Source organism: Achromobacter maghribensis (assembly GCF_057334215.1).
Genome location: NZ_JBHFII010000004.1, coordinates 85,437 through 105,569, shown reverse-complemented (window position 1 = coordinate 105,569; position 20,133 = coordinate 85,437). Strand labels below are relative to the sequence as shown.

The window sequence follows — 20,133 nt, the reverse complement described above, 5'->3', positions numbered from 1 at the left end:
ATACGTTCTGTACATAAGAACGACATGGGCGGGAAGAGACAATGGAAAACCACGCTATGCCAGCGCAAGACGCGTCGGACGCGCAGCTTGCGCATCGATTCCGAAGCCGTGCGCTGTTGTTCTCGCGGCCGCGCCTGGTCGACATGGACCTGCTGCTGCGCGTCGGCGACGCGCCGTTGCTTGTTCGCATCCGTGACGGTCGCGTCATGACCGCCGATGCGCCCGCCGCGCCGCTGCCTTCCTGCGACGTATCGCTGCGCGCAACGGCCGCCGCCTGGTCGCGCTTCTGGCAAGCCGTGCCGGACGCGGGCTGGCATGACATCTTTGCGTTGAGCAAGCGCGGCGAGCTTTCTATCGAAGGCAACCTGCAACCCTTGATGGCGCACTTGCAGTTCGTCAAGGACCTGTTGGCCACAGGCCGAGAGGTGCAAGCATGAACGCCGTGCTTGAACCTATCGTTGGCCGTTACCTGAGCGTCGACATCGGCGGCAAGCCCTGCCGCGTCTACTTCGAAGAAGCGGGCGAGGGCATTCCACTGGTGTGCCTGCATACCGCGGGCGCCGACAGCCGCCAGTACCGCCACATGATGTGCGATGCCGACATCACGTCGCGCTATCGCGTCATTGCCTTTGACATGCCATGGCACGGCAAGTCCTACCCGCCGCCCGGCTGGCAGGACGAGGAATACCGCTTGTCCACCGAACGCTATGTGGAAACCGTCATGGCGTTCTGCCAGGCGCTGGCGCTGGATCGCCCCGCGCTGATCGGCTGCTCGATCGGCGGGCGCATCGTGTTGCAGCTGGCGCATCAGCACGCCGACCATTTTCGCGCCTTGATCGGCGTGGAAGCGGCTGATTTCCAGCAGCCCTGGTACGACACCTCGTGGCTGCATCGCGGTGACGTCCATGGCGGCGAGGTCTGCGCCGCCTTGGTGTCCGGGCTGGTCGCGCCGCAGTCGCCAGCAGTCCATCGCCACGAAACCTTGTGGCAATACATGCAGGGCGGCCCCGGCGTGTTTCGCGGCGACCTGTATTTCTACCGCGTGGACGGCGATTTGCGGGGTCGGCTGGACGGCATACGCACCGACCGTTGTCCGCTGTTTTTGTTAACGGGGGAATACGACTTTTCGTGCACGCCCGAAGACACGTTGCGCACTGCCGCCGGCATCCCCGGCGCGCAGGTCACCATCATGCGCGAGTTGGGGCATTTCCCAATGAGCGAAAACCCACAGCAGTTTCGCGGCTACATCATGCCGGTGCTGGACGCCATCGCAGGCCTATAGCGCGGCATCACCGACGGGCAGGCACTGCCCGCGACCCACAGGAGGCATCATGCGTTATCCGATCATTCTGGCCGGCATCTTCGCCCTGGCCGCAGTTCCCGCCGTGCAGGCGCAAGAGACGCTGAAGCTTGGCGCGCTGGTCACGCTGTCCGGCGCGGGCGCCGCCTGGGGGCAGGGGATGAAGAACGCCGCCGAGATTGCGGCGGATCAGGTGAACGAGGCGGGGGGGCTGGACGTCGGCGGCAAGAAGTACCGGGTCCAGGTGGTGGCCTATGACGACAAGTACCAGGCTAACGAAGCCGTCACCGTGGCCAACCGCCTGGTGTTCGAGGACAAGGTGCGCTACGTGATCGGCCCGGTCGGATCGGCGCCTGTGCTGGCGATCCAGCCCATGACGGAAAAGAACAAGGTGATCGTGATGACCTTGGGCTTTACCGCCAAGGCGCTGGCTGCGGACAAGCCCTTTACCTTCCGCCCGAACGTGACGACCGCCGAGGTGTCGCAGCCGCAGATCGACTGGCTGGTCAAGTCGCAAGGTCTGCGCAAAGTGGGCGCGCTGTTTCCCAACGACGAAACCGGGCAGCAGATCGCGCTGGACCTGGAAGCCGCATACAAGAAGGCGGGCGCGGCCTTGTCCGTCAAGGAGTTCTTCGAACGCGATCGGGTCGACTTCGTGCCCGTGCTGACGCGCATGATGGCGCGCGGCATCGACGCCATCGAACTGGACGGCAATTCGCCCACCACGGCCGGCCTGATCGTCAAGCAGGCGCGCGAACTCGGGTTCGAAGGACGCATCGTGCGCACCGGCGGCCCCGCCACCCAAGAAATCGTCAACGTGGCCGGCAAGACGGCTACCGAGGGCATGTTCGTCCATACGCCGATTGATCCAGACTTGCCCGCCACCAAGGCCTACGCCGAACGCTACGCCGCCAAGTACAAGCACGCCATGAACGGTTTCAGCCCCGCCTTTTATGACGGCACCAACATGCTGTTTGAAGCCATGCGCCGCGCCGGCACGGTGGAAGACACGGACCGCGTGCGCGTCGAACTGGAAAAGCTGGAGGGCTTTGACGGATCCCTGGGCAAGCTTAGCTGGACAGGCAAAGCCATGTACGGCATCAACCACCAGTTGAACGCGCCGTTCTACGTGGCCGAGGTCAAGGATGGCCGCGAGGTGATCCGCGCGCGCTGCACCGTCGAGGGATGCCGCTAGCGCGGCGGGGGATGCCACGTGGATTGGAGCATTTTGCTGACGCAGGCCACGATCAACGGTTTGATTGTGGGGCTGCTGTATCTGTTGATGGCGGTGGGCTTCACGCTGGTGTTCGGCGTGATGCGGATGGTGAACTTCGCCCATGGCGAGTTCTACATGCTGGGCGCCTTTGGCGCCTATTACCTGACGACCCAGGCGGGCTTTTCGTTCCTGCCCGCCGTGGCGCTGACCTTTGCGTTGGCGGTGGCCGGCGGCGCGGTGCTGGAATGGGGCGTGCTGAAGCCGTTTCGCCGGGATGAACTGAACGGCATGATCGCCACCATCGGCCTGGCGATGATCCTGCAAAACCTGGCCTTGATGTTCTTCGGGCCGGACCCCTTGTCCATGCCCGCCGTGGCGCAGGGCACCGCCCGCATGGGTAAGGTCGTCGTGCCCTTGTCGCGCGTGTACGTGGTGGTGTTCGCCTTGCTGGCGCTGGCCTTGCTGTATGGCTTCCTGCGTCATTCAAGGCCGGGCCGCGCACTGCGCGCCGTGGTCGAGGACTTTGAAATCGCCGGCATCCAGGGGATTCGCTCGCGCATCTATTACCCGCTGGGTTTTGGCCTGGGGGTGGGGCTAGCGGCGGTGGCCGGCGCGCTGATGGCGCCGCTGTTTTCGGTGTCGCCGTTCGTGGGCGCCACGCCGTTGCTCAAGGCGTTCATCGTGGTGATCCTGGGCGGGTTGGGCAGCATTCCCGGGGCCGCCTTCGCGGGCCTGGCGCTGGGTCTGGCGGAAAGCTATGGCAGCCTGCTGTTCGACAGCAGCACGGCGGACATGCTGATTTTCGCCATCGTGATCGTGATGCTGGTCGTGCGGCCCAACGGGCTGCTGGGCCGGGGGGAGGCATAAGCCATGACGGACCTTTCGCTTGACGCAGGCATGGCGCGGCCCGCGCCATTACGCTGGCTGTTGTGGGCCGCGTTGGCCGTCGCGGCGTTCGCGCCCTGGTTTGCCGGACCGTTCGTTCAGCACCTGGCGGTGCTGACCTGCCTGAACGTACTGATCGTCAACGGCTTGGCGCTGATCGCGCGCTGCGGGCAGTTGTCGCTGGGGCATGCGGCCTTCGTCGCGCTGGGCGCCTACGGCTCGGTACTGGCCGCGCGCTATCTGGGATGGAGCTTTCTGCCCGCCACGCTGGTCGGCGTGGCGTTGACAGCGTTGGTGGCCCTGACGCTGGGCGCAATCATCCTGCGCTTGAAAGGCGTTTATTTCGTATTGGTGACCTTCGCGTTCGGGGAACTGGTGCGGCTGATCCTGCTGGACGGCTCGTCCTGGTCTGGCGGCGCGAACGGCATCGCCAGCATCCCGCCGGCCGCGCTGGCCGGTATGGCGTTCGATACGCGCGCCAGCTTTTACGGCCTGGCGCTGTGCGTGGCCCTGGCCTCCGTGGCGCTCTTGAGCGTGGTGGCAAGACAGCCGTTCGGCCATGCCATCGACGCCGTGGCGGAAAACCCCGCGCTGGCCGAGTCCACCGGCCTTGGCGTGCACCGGATCCAGCTGTGCGCCTTTGTGGCCGGTTGCGCGTTGGCGGCGGCGGGCGGCGCCTTGCAGGCGCGCTACGTGGGGTATGTGTCGCCCGAGTCGTTCAACGCCAGCATCTCCATCGGCTTCATCATCATGCTGGTCATCGGCGGGCGCCGGTCGGTATGGGGCGGGCTGATCGGCGCCATGGTGCTGACGCCGCTGCCCGAGCTGTTTCGCGGCGCGGTGCAGACGCAGCACATTTTCTATGGCGCGGCGCTGATCCTGATCCTGCGTTTTCTGCCGGCGGGCCTGGCCGGCTTGCCGGGGCCGTGGCAGGCGCGCCGGCACAAGGAGTCCCAATGACCCAGCCTTTATTGCAGGTGCAGGGCCTGTCGCGCAGTTTTGGCGGATTGACGGCCTTGCGCGACGTCAGCTTCACCGTCGCCCCAGGCGAAATCGTCGGCCTGATCGGCCCCAACGGCGCGGGCAAGACGACAGCGTTCAACGTCATCAGCGGCACGATGCCGCCATCGGCGGGTTCCGTGCATTTCGACGGCCGTGATATTTCCGGCGGGCCGCCCAGCCGTGTGGTGGTGCGAGGGCTGGCGCGCACGTTTCAATCCACTTCCACCTATCCCGAGGCCACGGTGGCCCAGAACATTCGGCGCGGCATGCTGTCGCGCGTTCGACATTCGTGGCTGCGCCATCTGGCCGGGCGTGACCAGGACTTGTTGTCGGCGCCGGAGGTGGCGCGGGAGGTGGACCGGCTGCTGGTCCTGCTTGACCTGCAAGGCGGGCGCGACGCCGCGGCCGGGTCGCTGGCCTATGGCTTGCAGAAAAAACTGGGCATCGCGGTGGCGCTGGCCTGCCGGCCGCGCATGTTGCTATTGGATGAGCCGGCGGCGGGCCTGAACCACGAAGAATGCAACGAGCTGGGGCGTTTACTGCGTCGCCTGCAATCCGAGGAAGGGCTGACGATGCTGCTGGTGGAACATCACATGGCGCTGGTCATGGAACTTTGCCATCGCATCGTGGTGCTGGTGCAAGGAGAGAAAGTCGCCGAGGGCACGCCGCAAGCCATTCGCGACAACCCCGCCGTGATCGAAGCCTATCTGGGAGCCCCCGACTATGCCCATGCTTGAAGTCCAGGACCTGAAGGTTCGATACGGGCCGCTGGAGGCCGTGCGCGGCATCAGCTTCACGGTTGAACAAGGCCAGATCGTTGCGCTGGTTGGCTCGAACGGCGCGGGCAAAAGCTCCACCTTGAAAGCGCTGATCGGCCTGGCGCCGGCGGCGGGCGGGCGCATTGTGTTTGAAGGGCGGGACATCGTGCGGCTGGGTTCGGCGGCGCGGGTGTCGGCCGGGCTGGCCTTGTCGCCAGAAGGGCGGCGCTTGTTCGGCCGCATGACTGTGCTGGATAACTTGATGGCGGGCGCGCATGGCGTCAGGTCGCGTAGCCGCGTTCGCGCGCGGCTGGACGAGATCTACACGCTGTTTCCGCGTGTGCAGGAACGGCGCGCGCAGTTGGCGGGATCGTTGTCGGGTGGCGAGCAACAGATGGTGGCCATTGGCCGCGCGCTGATGGCGCAACCTCGTCTGCTGATGCTTGACGAGCCGTCGTTGGGCATCGCGCCAAAGGTCGTGGCCGAGATCGCGGACGCCATTCAACGCATCAACCGCGATAGCGGCATCGCCATTGTGCTGGTCGAGCAGAACGCGCGGCTGGCGCTGCGCCTGGCGCATCACGCCTATGCGTTCGAACATGGCGAGGTGGTGCGCAGCGGCAAGGGCGCCGAACTGCTGGCCGACCCCTTCGTGCAGAAAGCCTATCTGGGCATTTGAGTGAGTCTGGCGATGCAAACCGTTCTTCCGGAATACGAGGTCTACGCCATCCGCTACGCCCGGATGCCGCGCCAGCGACGCGACAACTTCCTGGGCGGCGATCCGCACGACGGCGACATGCCCATGGACTTCTTCGTGTGGCTGATATGCGGCACGGGCCGCGTTGTGCTGGTCGACACCGGCTTCAATGCCGACATGGCGCGCGTGCGACGCCGCGAACTGATCCAGTGCCCCATCGCGGCCCTGGCCCCGCTGGGCGTGCAGCCCGAAGACGTGCAGCACGTGGTGCTGACCCATCTGCATTACGACCACGCGGGCAACCTGGACCTGCTACCCAGCGCGCGTTTTCATGTGCAGGACGATGAGCTTGACTACGCCACCGGCCGCTGCATGTGCTTTGAACCGCTGCGGCATGCCTATGCGGTGGGTGACGTGGTCACGCTGGTCAGGCGCGTCTACGACGGCCGGGTGCAGTTTCACGACGGCGACGGGACGTTGCTGCCGGGCGTGGAACTGCTGCACATCGGCGGCCACACGAAAGGCCTGCAAGCGGTGCGCGTGCATACCGAACGCGGCTGGGTGGTGCTGGCGTCGGACGCCAGCCATTACTACGAGAACATGGGCCAGGGCAGGCCGTTTCCGATCGTCTACAACACGGCCCGGATGCTGTCGGGCTACGCGAAGCTATATGGCGCGGCGCAATCCGATCAGCATGTCGTGCCCGGGCATGACCCGTTGGTGCTGGATCGGTATCCCAAGTGGCAGGATTCGCCGCATGTGGCGATGTTGCATCGACCACCGCGGCTTTATGGTGGGTAGAAATCCGGCGGAGCGTCAATGGCCGGATGCATGGCGCCTGCAAGCCGGCCGCCCCTTGCCGGGAAGCCTTACCCCAAATGCCCGCCCGCGACGTACATCACCTGCCCGGTGACATACGACGCTTCCGGGGCCGCCATGAAGCAGATGGCGGCGGCGACTTCCTCCATGCTGCCCATGCGGTGCATGGGCGTGGTTGCCAGGCAGTCGGTGTACATCTCTTGTTGCCAGGCTTGGTCCTGCTGCGACGGCGGTTCGGTATTGCGCGGGATGGCGCGCACGCCGTTGTCCAGCGCACCGGGCGACACGCAATTCACGCGAACGCCGCTTTCGGCAAGCTCCAGCGCCATGCAGATGGTGGCCGCGTGCACGCCGCCCTTGGACGCGGAGTACGGCACACGATAGATGCCGCGCGTGGCGTTCGACCCCACGTTGACGATTGCGCCGCGCCCTTGCTTGCGCATTACCGGGATGACTTCCCGGCACGACCACAACGTGGGCCACAGCGAACGGTTCACTTCGCGCTGCATCTCGTCGGGCGTGTATTCCCAGAAGGGTTTCATCCAGATGGTGCCGCCCACGTTATGCACGGACACGTCAATGCGGCCGTGGGTGTCCAGGGTGTATTCCACCATTGCCTGCGCGCCGGCATGCGTTTCCAGGTCGGCGCTGATGAAGGACGCCTGGCCGCCGTCTTCGCGGATCTCGCGGGCCACGGCCGCACCCAGGTCGGCGGCCCGGTCGACGAGGACTACGCTGGCGCCTTCGGCGGCGAGCCGCCTGGCCGTGGCGCGGCCCACGCCTTGGGCGGCGCCGGTGACCAATGCAATCTGATTTTCAAAGCGGTTCATAAGACGGTTTCCGATTTAGTGCGCGCGCGACAGGTCGCCCGGCACGGGCCGCGACGTCTTGGTGTCGACGGCCAGCACCGCCAGCAACGCCCCGGCCAGCGGAACCGCAAGCGCCAGGAAGAAGCCCGACGGGCCGAACCAGCCCAGGAAGCTGCCACCGACGGCCGAGCCAATGATGGCCCCGGCGCGGCCGATGCCGATTGACCAGCCCGTGGCGGTCGCGCGCAGCGCGGTGGGATAGGCGCCGATCACCAGGTAGTTCAGCGCCAATTGTTGGCCCCCGATACCCAGGCCGGCAGCGCCGATCAGAATGAACACCAGCGTCCAGTCAGTGCCCGCATACCCCAGGCCCAGCGACACCGCGATGCCCAGCGCAAACATGGCCATCAACAGCGAGCGCGTCGGCACGCGCGGCATCAGATAGGACAGCGGAATCGCGCAGACGATAAAGACCAGGTTCACGGTGAACGTGCCCATGGGCGCCTGGTCGGCGGGCAGCCCGGCGGCCTTCAGCACGGTGGGCAGCCACGAAAGCAGCATGAACCAGGCCACCCAGTTCAGCAGATAGATCGACCAGATTGCGATGGTCTTGCGCGCGTAGCCATCGGCAAACAGGGCCTTGACGCTGGCGCGGATGGTGGCGTCTTCCGGCACGGTGAAGCGCGTGCCGGCCGGCAGCGGCTGGCCCGAGATCTTGGCAAGGATGCGAGCCACATAGCCCTGGCCGGCGGCGTCGCCGCGCATGGCCTTGAATTGCAGCGATTCCGGCAGCAATGCGAACAACGCAACCAGCAACAGCAGCGGCGCGATGCCACCGACGATGAAGATGCCTTGCCAGCCAATCACCGGCAGCATGCGCGCGGCGAGCAAGCCGCCCAGCATGGCACCGGCCGGCAGGCCCAGCAGCACGCCGGTGATGACGGTGCCGCGCAGGCGGGCGGGCGCATATTCGGCGGCCAGCGCCAGCACGATAGGGGTGCAGCCGCCCATGCCCAGGCCGGCGATAAAGCGCAGCGCCAGGATTTGCCAGGTTTCCGTGGCGCCCGCGGTCAGCAGCGTTGCCAGGCCAAACACGGCTACGCCCATCAAGGCGGCGGGCCGACGGCCGATGCGGTCACCCACCAAGCCCAGCAACATCGCGCCCACGGTCATGCCGACGATGCCGGCGGTAAGAATCGGCGCCAGTTCACCCGACTGCAGCTTGAAGGCGACCAGAATGGCCGGGCCGGTAAAGGCCATTGCCTGCGTATCGAAGCCGTCGAACAAGGCAATCAGAAAACACAGAATCAAAACACGCCATTGAAAGGCGCTCATTCGATTCTTATCAATCAAAGTGGGTATGGATAGCGTTGCTGCCGACATGGGAGTCCCCTCGTGGTTCGCTTGATGCGTTATTGGTATGTGGTCGAGACGGCCCTGCGCAAGGCGGCGCGCAAGGCCTTGCCGCGTTACGCCTGGGCGCTGGCGCGCGGGCGGTTGACGATTTGGTTGTCCTTGCCCTGTATCAGGCTGGTCAGCGCAAAGTTGAATTCGATTTCCTTGTAGGAATCGGCTTTCAAGCCCAGCTTGTCGCCGCCGGTTTTTTCCACCACGGGCGGAATCAAACCTTCACGCGTGGCATACGCAAAGTCATCCCAGATCAGCGGGTCGCCTTCGATATTGAATTGCGTCGTCAGCTTGCGGTGCTGGTCGGCGCTGACGAAGAAGTGCACGTGCGCGGGGCGGTTGCCGTGGCGGCCCAGCGTGTCCAGCAGCTGCTGCGTGGCGCCCTGCGGCGGACAGCCGTAGCCGACCGGCATGAGGGTGCGGAATTCGTATTCGCCATTGGGGCCGGTCTTGACCGCGCCGCGCAGGTTGAAATCGGTCTGCGCGCCGGTGGGGTCGAAGTGCGAGTAAAAGCCGTTGGAGTTGGCGTGCCAGCATTCGACCACTGCGTTGGCCAGCGGCGCGCCGTTCGTGTCGGTGACCACGCCGCGTATCACCAGCGGGCCGGCGTTCTCGTCCGCGTCCAGGTCAATGCGCGACGCGCCATCGCGCAGCGGCGCCCCGGCCACGTACAGCGGACCTTCGATGGTGCGCGGCGTGCCGCCGTCCAGGCCCGCACGCTTGTCCTCTTCATCCATGCGGATGTCCAGGTATTTTTCCAGGCCCAGGCCGGCCGCCAGCAGCGCGGCTTCGCCGTCGCGGCCCAGCTTGTTCAGGTAGTTCACGCCGGCCCAGACTTCGTCCGGCGTAATGTCCAGGTCGTCTATTGCCTTGAAGAGATCGCTTAACAAGCGGTGCGCGATCTGCTTGAAACGAGGGGTGCCCTCGGTGCCTTCCAGATTGGTGGCGGCGGCCAGCAGGTCCTGGACTTCCTTGCTGTTGAAAATATTCAGGCTCATGGTTCTGTCTCCGTTTGGTTTTCGCTGCATGCGGGGAATGGCGCCCGCAATCACTGTCGTTTGTTGGTCACTTTGATCAGCCCGTCTCGGGTGAAGCGCTTGACCCGAGCCTCGTCCAGTTCGATACCCAGGCCGGGGCCGGCGGGCACGGTCAGTTCAAAGTCGCTGTAGTCCAGCGGCTGCGTCAGGATTTCTTCGGTGATGAGCAAGGGGCCGAACAGTTCCGTGCCCCATTGCAGTTGAGCGAAGCTGGCGAACAGGTGCGCCGCCGCGATGGTGCTGACTGCGCCTTCCAGCATCGTGCCGCCGTACAGCTCAATACCCGCCGCATCGGCAATCGCGGCTACACGCTGGGCGGCGAACAGGCCGCCGTTTTGTTCGATCTTGATGGCGAACACATCGGCTCCGTGCTCGCGGGCAATGCCGAAAGCACTTTCAGGGCCTTGCACCACTTCGTCGGCCATCAGTGCAATGGGAAAGCGTCGCATCAGTCGCGCCAGCGACACCGCGCTGGCCACGGGCTGCTCGACCAGTTCACAGCCGACCTGCGCCAACGCGGGAATGGCCCAGGCGGCCTGCGCCTCGCTCCAGGCCATGTTGACGTCCACGCGCACGGACGCCCGGTCGCCCAGCGCGCTCTTGATATCAGCCACATGCTGGATATCGACCTTGGGGTCCCTGCTGCCGATCTTCAGTTTGAAAATGCGATGACGCCGCGTATCCAGCATCTGTTCCGCCTCGGCGATGTCGCGCGCGGTATCGCCCGAGGCCAGTGCCCATGCCACCGGCAGCCGATCGCGGCGGCGTCCGCCCAGCAGTTCGCTGACGGGCAGGTCCAAACGCTTGCCGTGCGCGTCCAGCAACGCGGTTTCCAGCGCGCTCTTGGCAAAGTGGTTCACTTTGACAAGCTTGCCCAGGTGCGCCATCAGGGCCTGGATGCGGGTGGCGTCCTGGCCGATCATCGCGGGTGCGAAGTAGGCGTCGATGGCCAGCTTCATTGCCTCGGGGCTTTCAGGCCCGTACGCCATGCCGGCAATGGTGGTGCCTTCGCCGATACCCACGACCCCATCGCTGCACACCACCCGGACAAGCATCAACGTCTGCCCATACATCGTGGCGACGGATAGTTTGTGCGGCCGAATGGTCGGAAGATCGATGAGAGACGTTTCGATGCGTTCGATAGTTGCTGCGGGCATGTTTGGCACAAAAAGGATAAGGGTCGGGATGTGGATTTATAGGTCCCGCCCGCTTTTTGCGTCCAATACTTTAGGAGTCCAAATTGATACCTTGTAGGTATATATCGTGGATCACGCCCTGTTGAAGGTCATCGCCGTGCATCCGGCTTCTTACCTATAAGGGTTTATCAGTAAAGGGGGTGTCAGGAAGAATGCGGTATTCGCTGCGGGCCTTGATATCGCACCTAATACCTTTAGGGTATGTAAGGCTGGCTGTTCGTGGGCGGGGCCTTTACCGGCTTAACGGGGTCAAGTCTGCGCGCGGCGAGGCAGCCAGCGCCAGAACACACCAGCTGCCACCAAACCCAGCGAGCCAACGCCGAATGACGCGCCGCCCAGCGACACCAGGGCGGTCAGCACCGACAGCGCCACCGGCCCACCGCTGGCGCCCAGGTCGGCCATGAAGCGCCAGATACCCAGGAATTGGGTGCGCGCCCCTGCTGGCGCGGCGTCGGCGCCCAGCGTCATCACGATGCCTGAACCAATGCCGTTGCCAAAACCCAGCAGCGCCGACACCAGGACGAAGCTCGCCACGCCGCTGGTTAGCGGGATCGCCATCAGGCTCAGTCCCATCAGAAGCGTACACGGCAGCGCCACCCACAGGCGGCCACGCTGGTCCATTACTTTGCCCGCCGGATAAAACACGGACATGTCGACCGCGGCGACCAGCCCATAAACGAGCGAGGTGGTGGTGGCGTCCAGGCCAAGATGGTCCGCCCACAGCGGAATGACCACCTGGCGCGACGCGCGCAGCGCGCTGATCAGCATTACGCCGACGCCGAGCGTAGCGTACACGCCGCGATGGTCACGCGCGACTTCACCCATGCGGACTCGCGGCGCACCCGCGCCCGCGCCACCGGAGGGCTCGATGTCAGGCGCCTTGAGGGCGATGAATCCCGCGCCGAGCATGGCGCTGATGGCAATCCAATAAGCGCCGTCAAGACCCAGATAATGGATGAGCCCTGCGCCCGCGAAGGGACCGATGAAGGTGCCGATTCGGGTCGTACCGCCCAGCGTGGACAGGGCGCGCGCCCGGTACGCCAGCGGTACGACCTCGATCATGTAGCTCTGACGCGCTAGCTGGAACACCGACTGCGCGCACCCCTGCATCAGCATGGCCAGCGCCAGCACCCACAGGGTGGGAATGCCGATTACAAGCGCCAGGCCGATCACGCTCAACAGGGCAGCCCCGGTCATTGCGCGCTTCTCGCCGAAGCGTTCGGTGATCAGCGCGGACGGAATGTTGGAGAGCAGCGAGCCGACCCCGATAAGGGCGGCGATCAGGCCGGCGGTGGCCAACGAGGCGCCCTGTTCTCGCGCAGTTAACGCGATTACGGGAAGGATGGCACCATTGCTGATGCCATAAAGGAGCGACGGGCCGAACGCCGGGATGGCGATCTGCTTCAGATTGAACGAATCAGGTTGCGACATGAAGAAACGTTGGGAGCACGGCCGCCTGCCTGCCGACTTACCTTTGCGCGCGGGCCGGCCCAGCGGCCATCGACGCGGGATCCCGAGAGTGTAGCGGGAGCCTTCCGCGTTCGCCTGTCAACCGCCTGACAGCGTGCGCTTGCCCGCGCTGGACCGGCATTCGTCAATCAGGCTTTGGCGGGCCCGCGTCATTGCCGTACTCAACAATCAAGCGTAAGCACTTGACGAACAGTCCCCGGTATTCCTCGGGCAGGCGAGCCAGCAGCTGGTCTTCCACCAGGACATCGCGCGGCATCACCCTGCACAGAAGGTCCATACCGGCTGGCGCGACATAAAGCTGGTAGGCCCGAGCGTCCGTCGGCGACGGCCGTCGTTCTATCAGTCCGCCGCTATGCATGCGTCTCACCATTTCGGCGACGGTATTGCGATCCATTGCCAAGCGTTCCGCCAAGGAGTTTTGGCTAAGCCCGGGCTCTTGGTAAAGCAAGACTAAAGCGGCTTTTTGCCTGGGTGTTACCCCCTCGCCGGGAAACGTAGCCGCGAACATCTCCTCGGCCTTGAAATGAGCCCGGCGTAGAAGATGGGACGGCACATCCTCAAGGCGGAAATTCTGCAGCAGTGATTCGACTTTCGCCGGGGCGGGCGAAGGCAAGACATGCGGTGGGGGAAGCTTGGGGGAGGGTGATCGAGCCATTTTTATCGCAGCGCTTTTACGGTCGTTGAGGATATTAGGTAGGGACCCCGCGTAGTTACAATAGCACGTGTACGTATAAGTTCCGGTTTCTTCCAAAAGTTCTTGCCATTACAACTAAGCAATAAATATAGGGTTTGTACGCGTTTCTTAGCGTCCCGCCCCGACCTACGATAGTACGTATACGTCTGATAAAGCCCAGTCCGCAGGATGCCGCCGCGGAGGTGAGCTTCAACTGTCAAAGTAAGGAGCTTCATCATGAGCGAAGGACTGATACTCTCCGGTTTCCTGGCGCCGCATCCTCCCCATCTGGTCTACGGTGAAAACCCGCCCCAGAACGAACCGCGGTCTGAAGGCGGCTGGGAGCCGCTGCGCTGGGCGTATGAGCACGCGCGCGAGAGCATCGAACGCATGAAGCCCGACGTGCTGCTGGTCCATTCCCCTCACTGGATTACGCAGGTGGGGCACCACTTTCTTGGCGTTCCCAGGCTTACCGGGCGTTCGGTCGATCCCATCTTCCCCAACATTTTCCGGTATGACTTCGGCATGGACGTGGACGTCGAATTGGCCGAGGCGTGCTGCGAAGAGGCCAAAAATCTTGGGCTGGTCAGCAAGATGATGCGCAATCCGAAGTTCCGGCCCGACTACGGAACGATCACGACGCTCCACATGGTCCGACCACAATGGGACATCCCCGTTGTGGGGATATCCGCCAATAACACGCCGTATTTCCTCAACACCAAGGAAGGCCTGGGCGAGATGGATCTTCTGGGCCGTGCCACGCGGGAGGCCATCCGCAAGACCGGACGCCGCGCCGTTCTGCTGGCCAGCAATACCTTGTCTCACTGGCATTTTCACGAAGAACCGGAGTTGCCCGAAGACATGACCAAAGAGCATCCCGAGCGCTATGACGGCTACAAGTGGGACGTGCGGATGATCAATCTGATGCGACAAGGCCGCATGAAAGAGACCTTCCAACTGCTTCCTCAGTTCATTGATGAAGCTTTTGCCGAGGTGAAGTCCGGCGCCTTCACATGGATGCACGCCGCGATGGGATATCCCGAACTCGCTGGCAGGCTGCACGGCTATGGCACCGTCATCGGCACCGGCAACGCCGTGGTCGAGTGGAACCTTATGGATGCAGGGCTTTCTGGCCTGAAGTCAGCAGCCCAGCCCGCCTGATCGCGCAGCTTGCCAAAGAAAAAGGGGAATTGCATGAGCATCGTATCCGCGTTTCTTGTTCCGGGCAGTCCTCTGCCGCAGTTGCGTCCCGATGTTGCGCCGTGGGGCCGCCTTCGAGACGCCTTCGCGCAGGCCGGAAAACTGCTGGCCGAGTCAAAACCTGATTGCGTGCTGGTCTACTCGACACAATGGTTCGCCGTGTTGGATCAGCTTTGGATAACCCGGCCACGCAGCACCGGACTACATGTCGATGAGAACTGGCACGAGTTCGGTGAGCAGCCGTTCGACATTCATTCTGAGTCAGCTCTGGCGCATCGATGCGTCCAAGCCTGCAACGAAGCAGGCATCAAGACACGCGGTGTCGACTACGACCAATTCCCGATAGACACCGGCACCATTACCGCGGCGACACTGATGAGCTTCGGCTCATCGATGCTTCCGGTGGTCATCGCCGCAAATAACCTTTACCACAGCGCCGCGCAGACGGAGCAGCTGGGTGCCATCGCCGCCAACGCCTTGCAAGACAAACGCGTCGCGGTGGTTGGGATCGGCGGGCTCTCCAGCGGCATGTTCCGCGAGAACATCGATCTTCAGAAAGATCACTTCCTTTCGGAAGCGGATGACGCGTGGAATCGGCGTTTGCTTGCCCTGATGGAAGGCGGCGATGTGGAGGCTATTCGCGCAAGCCTGCCCGAATATGCCAAAGAAGCGCGTCCGGACATGGGGCTGAAGCAATTCTATTGGCTACTTGGCGCGATGGGTGGGAATTTCAAGCGGGCAATCGTGCACGAGTACGCGCCGCTGTACGGCAGCGGTGGCGCCGTCGTGGAGTTCAATCTCCAGTAGTGCCTTTCAGCGGGGCTTGCCAAGCGGCCCTGTATTTGCCAAGGAGCCGTCGCGGGCGCGTTGGGCGTCTCGATGGGTCGCTATTGGCCAGCGCTTTCTTGCAACGACCTTCATCAAGACGGAATAGACATGAGTTTTACCAATCTCCCTGCACAACCACCGTTGTATCCACCAGAGGCCGAGGACTATGCGCAGGCGGCCCTGGAACTGTCGGCCGCTGCCGCACTGCGCTGCGAACGTGTCGCCGACATCCAATACGGGGATACCGCCGCGCACAGGCTCGACGTGTACCCGAGCCGAAACGCAGATGGGAGAGCGAGCCCAGTGCTGGTCTTTGCACACGGCGGAGCGTGGACGAATGGCTACAAGGAGTGGGTGGGGTTGATGGCCCCTGCCTTGGTCGCCGCCGGCATTACGTTTGTCTCGGTTTCGTATCGCCTCGCGCCTCGCTTCAAATGGCAGGCGCTGCGGGACGATTGCTTATCAGCGGTTTCCTGGGTGTATCGGAACATTCACACGTATGGCGGGGACCCCAGCCGCATTGCTCTTGGAGGCCATTCCGCAGGCGGTCATTTGATGACGCTTGCCGCCCTGAGTGCCGAGGGCTTGAACGGTCACGACATCCCGAGGTCGTCGATCGTCGCTTGTTTTCCATTGTGCGCGCCTCTTGACATCCGATATCCCGATCGCGCGCCGGGCAGTGGAGAAGAGCGCACGCACCTGAATCTGTTTAACGACGTTTCAGAAGCCGCGATGGCGAGCCCGGTGTGTCTCTTGAACAAGGACGTGCCCTATATGTTGCTGGCTTATGCCAGCGAGGATTTGCCACGCATCGTCAAGGGAAATCAAACCATGGAAGTCGAGCTGCGCCGGCTGCGGCTTCCATGCGAAACCATGGTGCTCCCGGGTGATCATTTTTCCCCGGCGATTTCGGCAGGGGAACCGAACTCGCCCTGGACGAGTCGGCTGATTCAAATCTTGCACGGATGAACTATTTAATAGGCACCTTGGAGAACGCAATGAAAATTCCCCGATTGATATTGCTCTTGGCAATCACATTGTCTACGGCAGCGCAGGCGCAATCCTGGCCAAGCAAACCCATCAAGCTGATCATTCCCTATGCCGCGGGGTCGGGTCCTGACGTTGCAACGCGTCCCGTTGCCGAACAGATCGGAAGAATTCTCAAACAGCCGGTTATCGTGGAAAACCTGGCGAGCGCTGGCGGGATCGTGGGCACCCGTACGGTCGCAAGGGCGGCGCCGGATGGATACACGTTTGGCTTTGGCAACAACATCACCTTGGCAGTTAATACGAGTTTCTATCGCAGCCTGCCCTATGATCCGATCAAAGACTTTTCTCCAGTCGGTTTGCTGTTCGATAACCCCTACATCCTGGTTGCAAGGAAGGACTTCAAGCCGAATTCCATCGCCGAGTTTATTGCGTATGTAAAACAGAACCCCGGCAAGGTGAACTTCGCGTCCGGAACGGGGGTAGGTTCGGGCAGCCATCTGACCGGTGAAATGATGAAAGCCGTGGGAGCGCTTGAGATTACTCACGTGCCGTATCGCAGCGGTTCCATGGCGCTATCAGATGTCGTCAGCGGCCGGGTCGACGTCATGTTCGACAACGTGAATGGCGTGCAACAGTTCATCAGCAACGGAACGCTTAAAGCGTTTGCGGTCACCAGCTCGAAGCGCCTGGCGACAATGCCGGATGTTCCGACGATGGCTGAATCCGGGTTTCCGAACTTCGAAGCGGTGGCATGGGGAGGAATCGTGGCGCCAAAGGGAACGCCGGACGCAATCGTTGGGCGCATGAACGAAGCGATTGGGCTTGCGCTCAAGACCCCTCAAGTCGACCAGGCCAATGCCGCGATGTCGCTCAATCCGATCAGCTCCACGCCTGAAGAATTTGCGGCATTCATTGCCGCAGAAACGAAACGGTGGGCCGAGACGGTCAAGGTTTCGGGCGCTAGAGCCGAATAGAGAGCGTCAACGGCAACGATGCAAGCGCACGGCGTCGCTAAGGCTGGGATACGCCGGCCAGTATGCCAGCAACAGCCGCGCGCATTCGATAAACGCGAATGTGCGCCGGCAATTCTAAATCCGCGACTCCATCCCGAGCCAGGCACTTATGCCTGCTCGCGGGGCGCCGCGCGCGTCGACAGCCACGCGCGACCCTTGGGTGTCAAAACCGCCACCGGGGTTTTCGTCGCCGCGGACGGATCGGGGGCCAGATCGACCAGCCCGTTGGCGGTCGCGTCCTCCCATGCCGAAAGGCGCGGACATGACGTGCGCCAGGCATCCATGATGTCGGCGTAGGTACGCGGTCGTTCGGCCACCCAGATCAGGAACTGCGTCAGATTGCCCAGTTGCGAAGCGCTGGCCTCGATATAGGGAGTGTCGAGCATGGCGGGCTCCAGTGTGTTTTGCCGACTTTCACGATACTCCCATAGCGAGCGCGCTGGTGACGGGTGATCGGTGGACTTCGAGCGGTTATCAACATCAGCCGCTGTCCGGGGTGGTCGCATTCACGAACTTTCAGCGAAGCCGCTCTCCACGTAGACACTTGCGTTGACGTATACACGTCGTAGTTCCTGCCTGAAAGTGCCGGTGCCAGCAGTGAAGACTTCCGAGCGAACGTGTAGTTGGATTCGTGAGTCTTTTTCGATGGCTTCAGACAGAATGCGTCCTGGCATGCTCGAGGGCGCCTCCAGACCGAGCAAATGCATGATGGTCGGGGCGAAGTCGCATACGCCTGAAGGCACTGGGGAAACATGGCCCTTCGCGGGAAATGCGGAGCCGGCGACGATGCCCACCGTGGCCATTTCTTTTGGATGCAGCCCACCATGCAGGCCGAGGCCAGCGCGACGATGATTGTCATAGTAGGTTCGTCCGACCAGGCCAAACGGGTCGATGCCATCGTCTGCCCTGAAAGCAAATGAGATGTCGGGCGATCGGTGATGATCTGCAAGCACCAGGTGTTGCGGCAGGCTGCCGGGTGCGACGCCTTCGCTGTCGCTCTTGGAGCGGGTGAAGATCGGGCCACACCACGATTGGCTGGCGATTGCGGCTGTGACTTTTGTGATCTGCCTGTCGGTGGGATCGGCGAGGTACAGGGCGCCGACTTGGCCCGGCACAACGAGAACTGCCGAAGTACCATCCGATTGGTAGGACGCTGTAAAACCAGCTTCCCTAAGGGTATCCAGCACCGAAACGCGAGCATGCCCAGTGATGTGGCCATGATCCGAGGTCACAAAGATCTGGACTCCTGCCTTCTGGCCGTCGGATTCCCACCAATCAAGCAGACGGCCAAATTCCTGGTCACAGTGTTTGATGATGTCACACGTGGCTTGTGCGCCGGTACCGTGAAAATGGGAAGTGATATCCGGTTCGCCGTAAGAGATGATGGTCAGATCGGGTTGGTGTTGTGGCCAGATGCTCTCGAGAAAGGCTCCTGTAATCCAGCTTTGGCCCAGAGTATCGGGTTCATCCGGCGGCGGTGCTGGCGGTAAGGGTCCGATCCTGCTTTCTACCTCGGCAAGGACCTCAGACGGGGTGCAAGATTCCCGGTAATGGCCAGATAGTCGAATGTGTCCCAGATCCTCTGCCTTGTGATTGAACAGGCGCGTAGTGCCGGCCGTGTTCGTGGAGAGTACTGCCATGCTCTTACCTGCACGGGCAAGTAACTCCCCCAGCGAAGTCACCGACATGAGTTTCCCTTCGCTTTCGACATCAAGGCTGCGTAGCAGGGCGGCGTCGGCAGTATCGATGTAGCGCGATGGTGAAGTCGACCTGTCAAGGTACTTGTTCCCCACGAGTCCATGTGAACCCACTGGAGCGCCGGTGATGAGGCTGGGAAATGCCGTTCGGGTCTCGCTCGGGTAAACCGTGCGGTGGTTGGACAGGGTGACGCCAACGTCCTTTAGCCGGCACAGGTTGGGCATCAGCCGAGGGATGATGAGGTCGGGGCGAAGGCCGTCGAAGCTGACGAGCAGAATTCTTGGTTGAATCATGTAGCTACCCGGTATGACGATAGATCTAAGGAAAAATGGAACCTTGCGTCAGGCGTCCAGACCTGTGGTGCCACGGTGCAGCCAGTTCACCAGGGTGACGCTATCCCACACGGGCAGACCAGTCGCCGTTCGAATCTGTTTTGAATAAGGGCCAACGTTGGTGCATTCCGCGACAAAGGCCTTGATGGCCGGTCTGGCTACGATGGCTGCTTTGCATAGGGCGGCAATTTCTTCCCCGGCGCGCATGACGTCCAGGGGGGCTTCGCCCGGGTAGTCCAGGATCGAATGGCGGAAGGCGGGCGCCTCTTGCAGATCGAGAACGTTAATCCGGTGAAGCTGGCCGGCCGCAACGCCCGTCGCAAGCAGATGGGATGTGCCGAGACTGGTTCCTCTTGCCGACAGCACGCCGATTTCGGCCTTGCCGTCGAGCAGCGCAAGGACGGAAGGGATCTGGGCCAGGCTTGACGCCACAAACGGTACTGGCAGCGCGTCTGCCAGGCGCTGTTGCAGTAGGGCGGCGTAGCCACAGGAGGTGGTAACTGCCGACACCCCTTGATCGACCAGGCGCATGCAGCTTGCATAGAGCGGCGTGTACAAAGCGTCGGTTTGCTCAACGGACAAGGCTGGCATGTTGTTTACCCCATGGGCAATGTCATAAAGCACCGGGAAATCGAAGGAGCCCGGATGTCCCAGGTCGCCGACCGGCCGTGGAAAGCGGCGGTCCATGAGAGCAATGCCGACGGAGACGCCGTAGATGCGCTTTCCAGGGAAAATCAGCGTGCTGGAATTTTGGGGGAAAGGTCCGTTGTGCATGGCTCTGGATAGATTTTTGTGGCGGGATG

Annotated in this window: 21 protein-coding genes; 12 read left to right on the top strand and 9 right to left on the bottom strand. The window is 62.8% G+C overall.

What is annotated here, in order from left to right:
- Positions 1-56: 56 nt before the first annotated feature.
- Genes ACE039_RS01245 through ACE039_RS01210 form a run of 8 tightly spaced genes read left to right on the top strand, consistent with a single transcriptional unit; the run spans position 57 to position 6,659 of the window.
- Entirely contained in the window at positions 57-437 is a 381-nt protein-coding gene (locus ACE039_RS01245) for a hypothetical protein (protein ID WP_485821453.1), read from the top strand.
- Positions 434-1,282, top strand: a complete 849-nt coding sequence (locus ACE039_RS01240) for an alpha/beta fold hydrolase (RefSeq protein WP_485821452.1) — start codon at positions 434-436, stop codon at positions 1,280-1,282. The genes ACE039_RS01245 and ACE039_RS01240 overlap by 4 nt, the downstream gene beginning before the upstream one ends.
- A gap of 49 nt (positions 1,283-1,331) precedes the next feature.
- Positions 1,332-2,495 carry an ABC transporter substrate-binding protein gene (locus ACE039_RS01235; protein WP_105556079.1) on the top strand — a complete coding sequence of 388 codons (1,164 nt, stop codon included), beginning with the start codon at positions 1,332-1,334 and terminating at the stop codon, positions 2,493-2,495.
- An 18-nt stretch (positions 2,496-2,513) separates the two neighbouring features.
- Positions 2,514-3,383 (top strand): branched-chain amino acid ABC transporter permease, encoded by an 870-nt coding sequence (locus ACE039_RS01230; protein WP_485821451.1) that lies wholly within the window; start codon positions 2,514-2,516, stop codon positions 3,381-3,383.
- 3 nt (positions 3,384-3,386) lie between these two features.
- A complete protein-coding gene (locus ACE039_RS01225; RefSeq protein WP_485821450.1) occupies positions 3,387-4,361 on the top strand; it encodes a branched-chain amino acid ABC transporter permease in 975 nt (324 codons plus the stop codon).
- Positions 4,358-5,140, top strand: a complete 783-nt coding sequence (locus ACE039_RS01220; protein WP_485821449.1) for an ABC transporter ATP-binding protein — start codon at positions 4,358-4,360, stop codon at positions 5,138-5,140. Before ACE039_RS01225 ends, ACE039_RS01220 begins: the two co-directional genes overlap by 4 nt.
- Positions 5,127-5,840, top strand: coding sequence for an ABC transporter ATP-binding protein (locus ACE039_RS01215; RefSeq protein WP_485821448.1), 714 nt, complete (start codon positions 5,127-5,129; stop codon positions 5,838-5,840). The genes ACE039_RS01220 and ACE039_RS01215 overlap by 14 nt, the downstream gene beginning before the upstream one ends.
- Before the next feature lie 12 nt (positions 5,841-5,852).
- Entirely contained in the window at positions 5,853-6,659 is an 807-nt protein-coding gene (locus tag ACE039_RS01210; RefSeq protein ID WP_485821447.1) for an N-acyl homoserine lactonase family protein, read from the top strand.
- A gap of 68 nt (positions 6,660-6,727) precedes the next feature.
- Here ACE039_RS01210 and ACE039_RS01205 read toward each other — a convergent pair whose 3' ends face one another.
- The 6 genes from ACE039_RS01205 to ACE039_RS01180 all read right to left on the bottom strand — a co-directional run bounded on the left by ACE039_RS01205 (position 6,728) and on the right by ACE039_RS01180 (position 13,104).
- The gene (locus ACE039_RS01205) at positions 6,728-7,507 is read right to left on the bottom strand and encodes a 1,6-dihydroxycyclohexa-2,4-diene-1-carboxylate dehydrogenase (protein ID WP_485821446.1); all 780 of its coding nucleotides are present in this window, start codon (positions 7,505-7,507) and stop codon (positions 6,728-6,730) included.
- A 15-nt stretch (positions 7,508-7,522) separates the two neighbouring features.
- Positions 7,523-8,821: an MFS transporter gene (locus ACE039_RS01200; RefSeq protein WP_313458444.1), complete on the bottom strand. Its 1,299-nt coding sequence runs from the start codon at positions 8,819-8,821 to the stop codon at positions 7,523-7,525.
- A gap of 134 nt (positions 8,822-8,955) precedes the next feature.
- Entirely contained in the window at positions 8,956-9,891 is a 936-nt protein-coding gene (gene catA / locus ACE039_RS01195) for a catechol 1,2-dioxygenase (RefSeq protein ID WP_485821445.1), read from the bottom strand.
- A 50-nt stretch (positions 9,892-9,941) separates the two neighbouring features.
- Positions 9,942-11,087: a muconate/chloromuconate family cycloisomerase gene (locus tag ACE039_RS01190; RefSeq protein WP_485821444.1), complete on the bottom strand. Its 1,146-nt coding sequence runs from the start codon at positions 11,085-11,087 to the stop codon at positions 9,942-9,944.
- 288 nt (positions 11,088-11,375) lie between these two features.
- Positions 11,376-12,557: an MFS transporter gene (locus ACE039_RS01185; protein ID WP_448712041.1), complete on the bottom strand. Its 1,182-nt coding sequence runs from the start codon at positions 12,555-12,557 to the stop codon at positions 11,376-11,378.
- A gap of 163 nt (positions 12,558-12,720) precedes the next feature.
- The gene (locus tag ACE039_RS01180; protein ID WP_485820892.1) at positions 12,721-13,104 is read right to left on the bottom strand and encodes a MarR family winged helix-turn-helix transcriptional regulator; all 384 of its coding nucleotides are present in this window, start codon (positions 13,102-13,104) and stop codon (positions 12,721-12,723) included.
- Between the two features lie 402 nt (positions 13,105-13,506).
- On the opposite strand from ACE039_RS01180, the gene ACE039_RS01175 reads away from it, so the two are divergent.
- The 4 genes from ACE039_RS01175 (at position 13,507) to ACE039_RS01160 (ending at position 17,261) form a co-directional block, all read left to right on the top strand.
- Entirely contained in the window at positions 13,507-14,430 is a 924-nt protein-coding gene (locus ACE039_RS01175) for a DODA-type extradiol aromatic ring-opening family dioxygenase (protein WP_448712044.1), read from the top strand.
- Between the two features lie 33 nt (positions 14,431-14,463).
- Complete coding sequence (locus tag ACE039_RS01170; RefSeq protein ID WP_485821443.1) at positions 14,464-15,276, top strand: DODA-type extradiol aromatic ring-opening family dioxygenase; 813 nt, start codon at positions 14,464-14,466, stop codon at positions 15,274-15,276.
- 129 nt (positions 15,277-15,405) lie between these two features.
- Positions 15,406-16,266, top strand: coding sequence for an alpha/beta hydrolase (locus ACE039_RS01165; protein ID WP_485821442.1), 861 nt, complete (start codon positions 15,406-15,408; stop codon positions 16,264-16,266).
- A 29-nt stretch (positions 16,267-16,295) separates the two neighbouring features.
- Positions 16,296-17,261 (top strand): Bug family tripartite tricarboxylate transporter substrate binding protein, encoded by a 966-nt coding sequence (locus ACE039_RS01160; protein ID WP_448712049.1) that lies wholly within the window; start codon positions 16,296-16,298, stop codon positions 17,259-17,261.
- Between the two features lie 146 nt (positions 17,262-17,407).
- Here ACE039_RS01160 and ACE039_RS01155 read toward each other — a convergent pair whose 3' ends face one another.
- The 3 genes from ACE039_RS01155 to ACE039_RS01145 form a co-directional block, all read right to left on the bottom strand.
- On the bottom strand, positions 17,408-17,686 hold the full coding sequence (locus ACE039_RS01155; RefSeq protein WP_485821441.1) for a hypothetical protein: 279 nt from the start codon (positions 17,684-17,686) through the stop codon (positions 17,408-17,410).
- Between the two features lie 120 nt (positions 17,687-17,806).
- A complete protein-coding gene (locus tag ACE039_RS01150) occupies positions 17,807-19,291 on the bottom strand; it encodes an alkaline phosphatase family protein (RefSeq protein ID WP_485821440.1) in 1,485 nt (494 codons plus the stop codon).
- A gap of 48 nt (positions 19,292-19,339) precedes the next feature.
- Positions 19,340-20,104, bottom strand: a complete 765-nt coding sequence (locus ACE039_RS01145) for an aspartate/glutamate racemase family protein (protein ID WP_485821439.1) — start codon at positions 20,102-20,104, stop codon at positions 19,340-19,342.
- Positions 20,105-20,133: the final 29 nt, after the last annotated feature.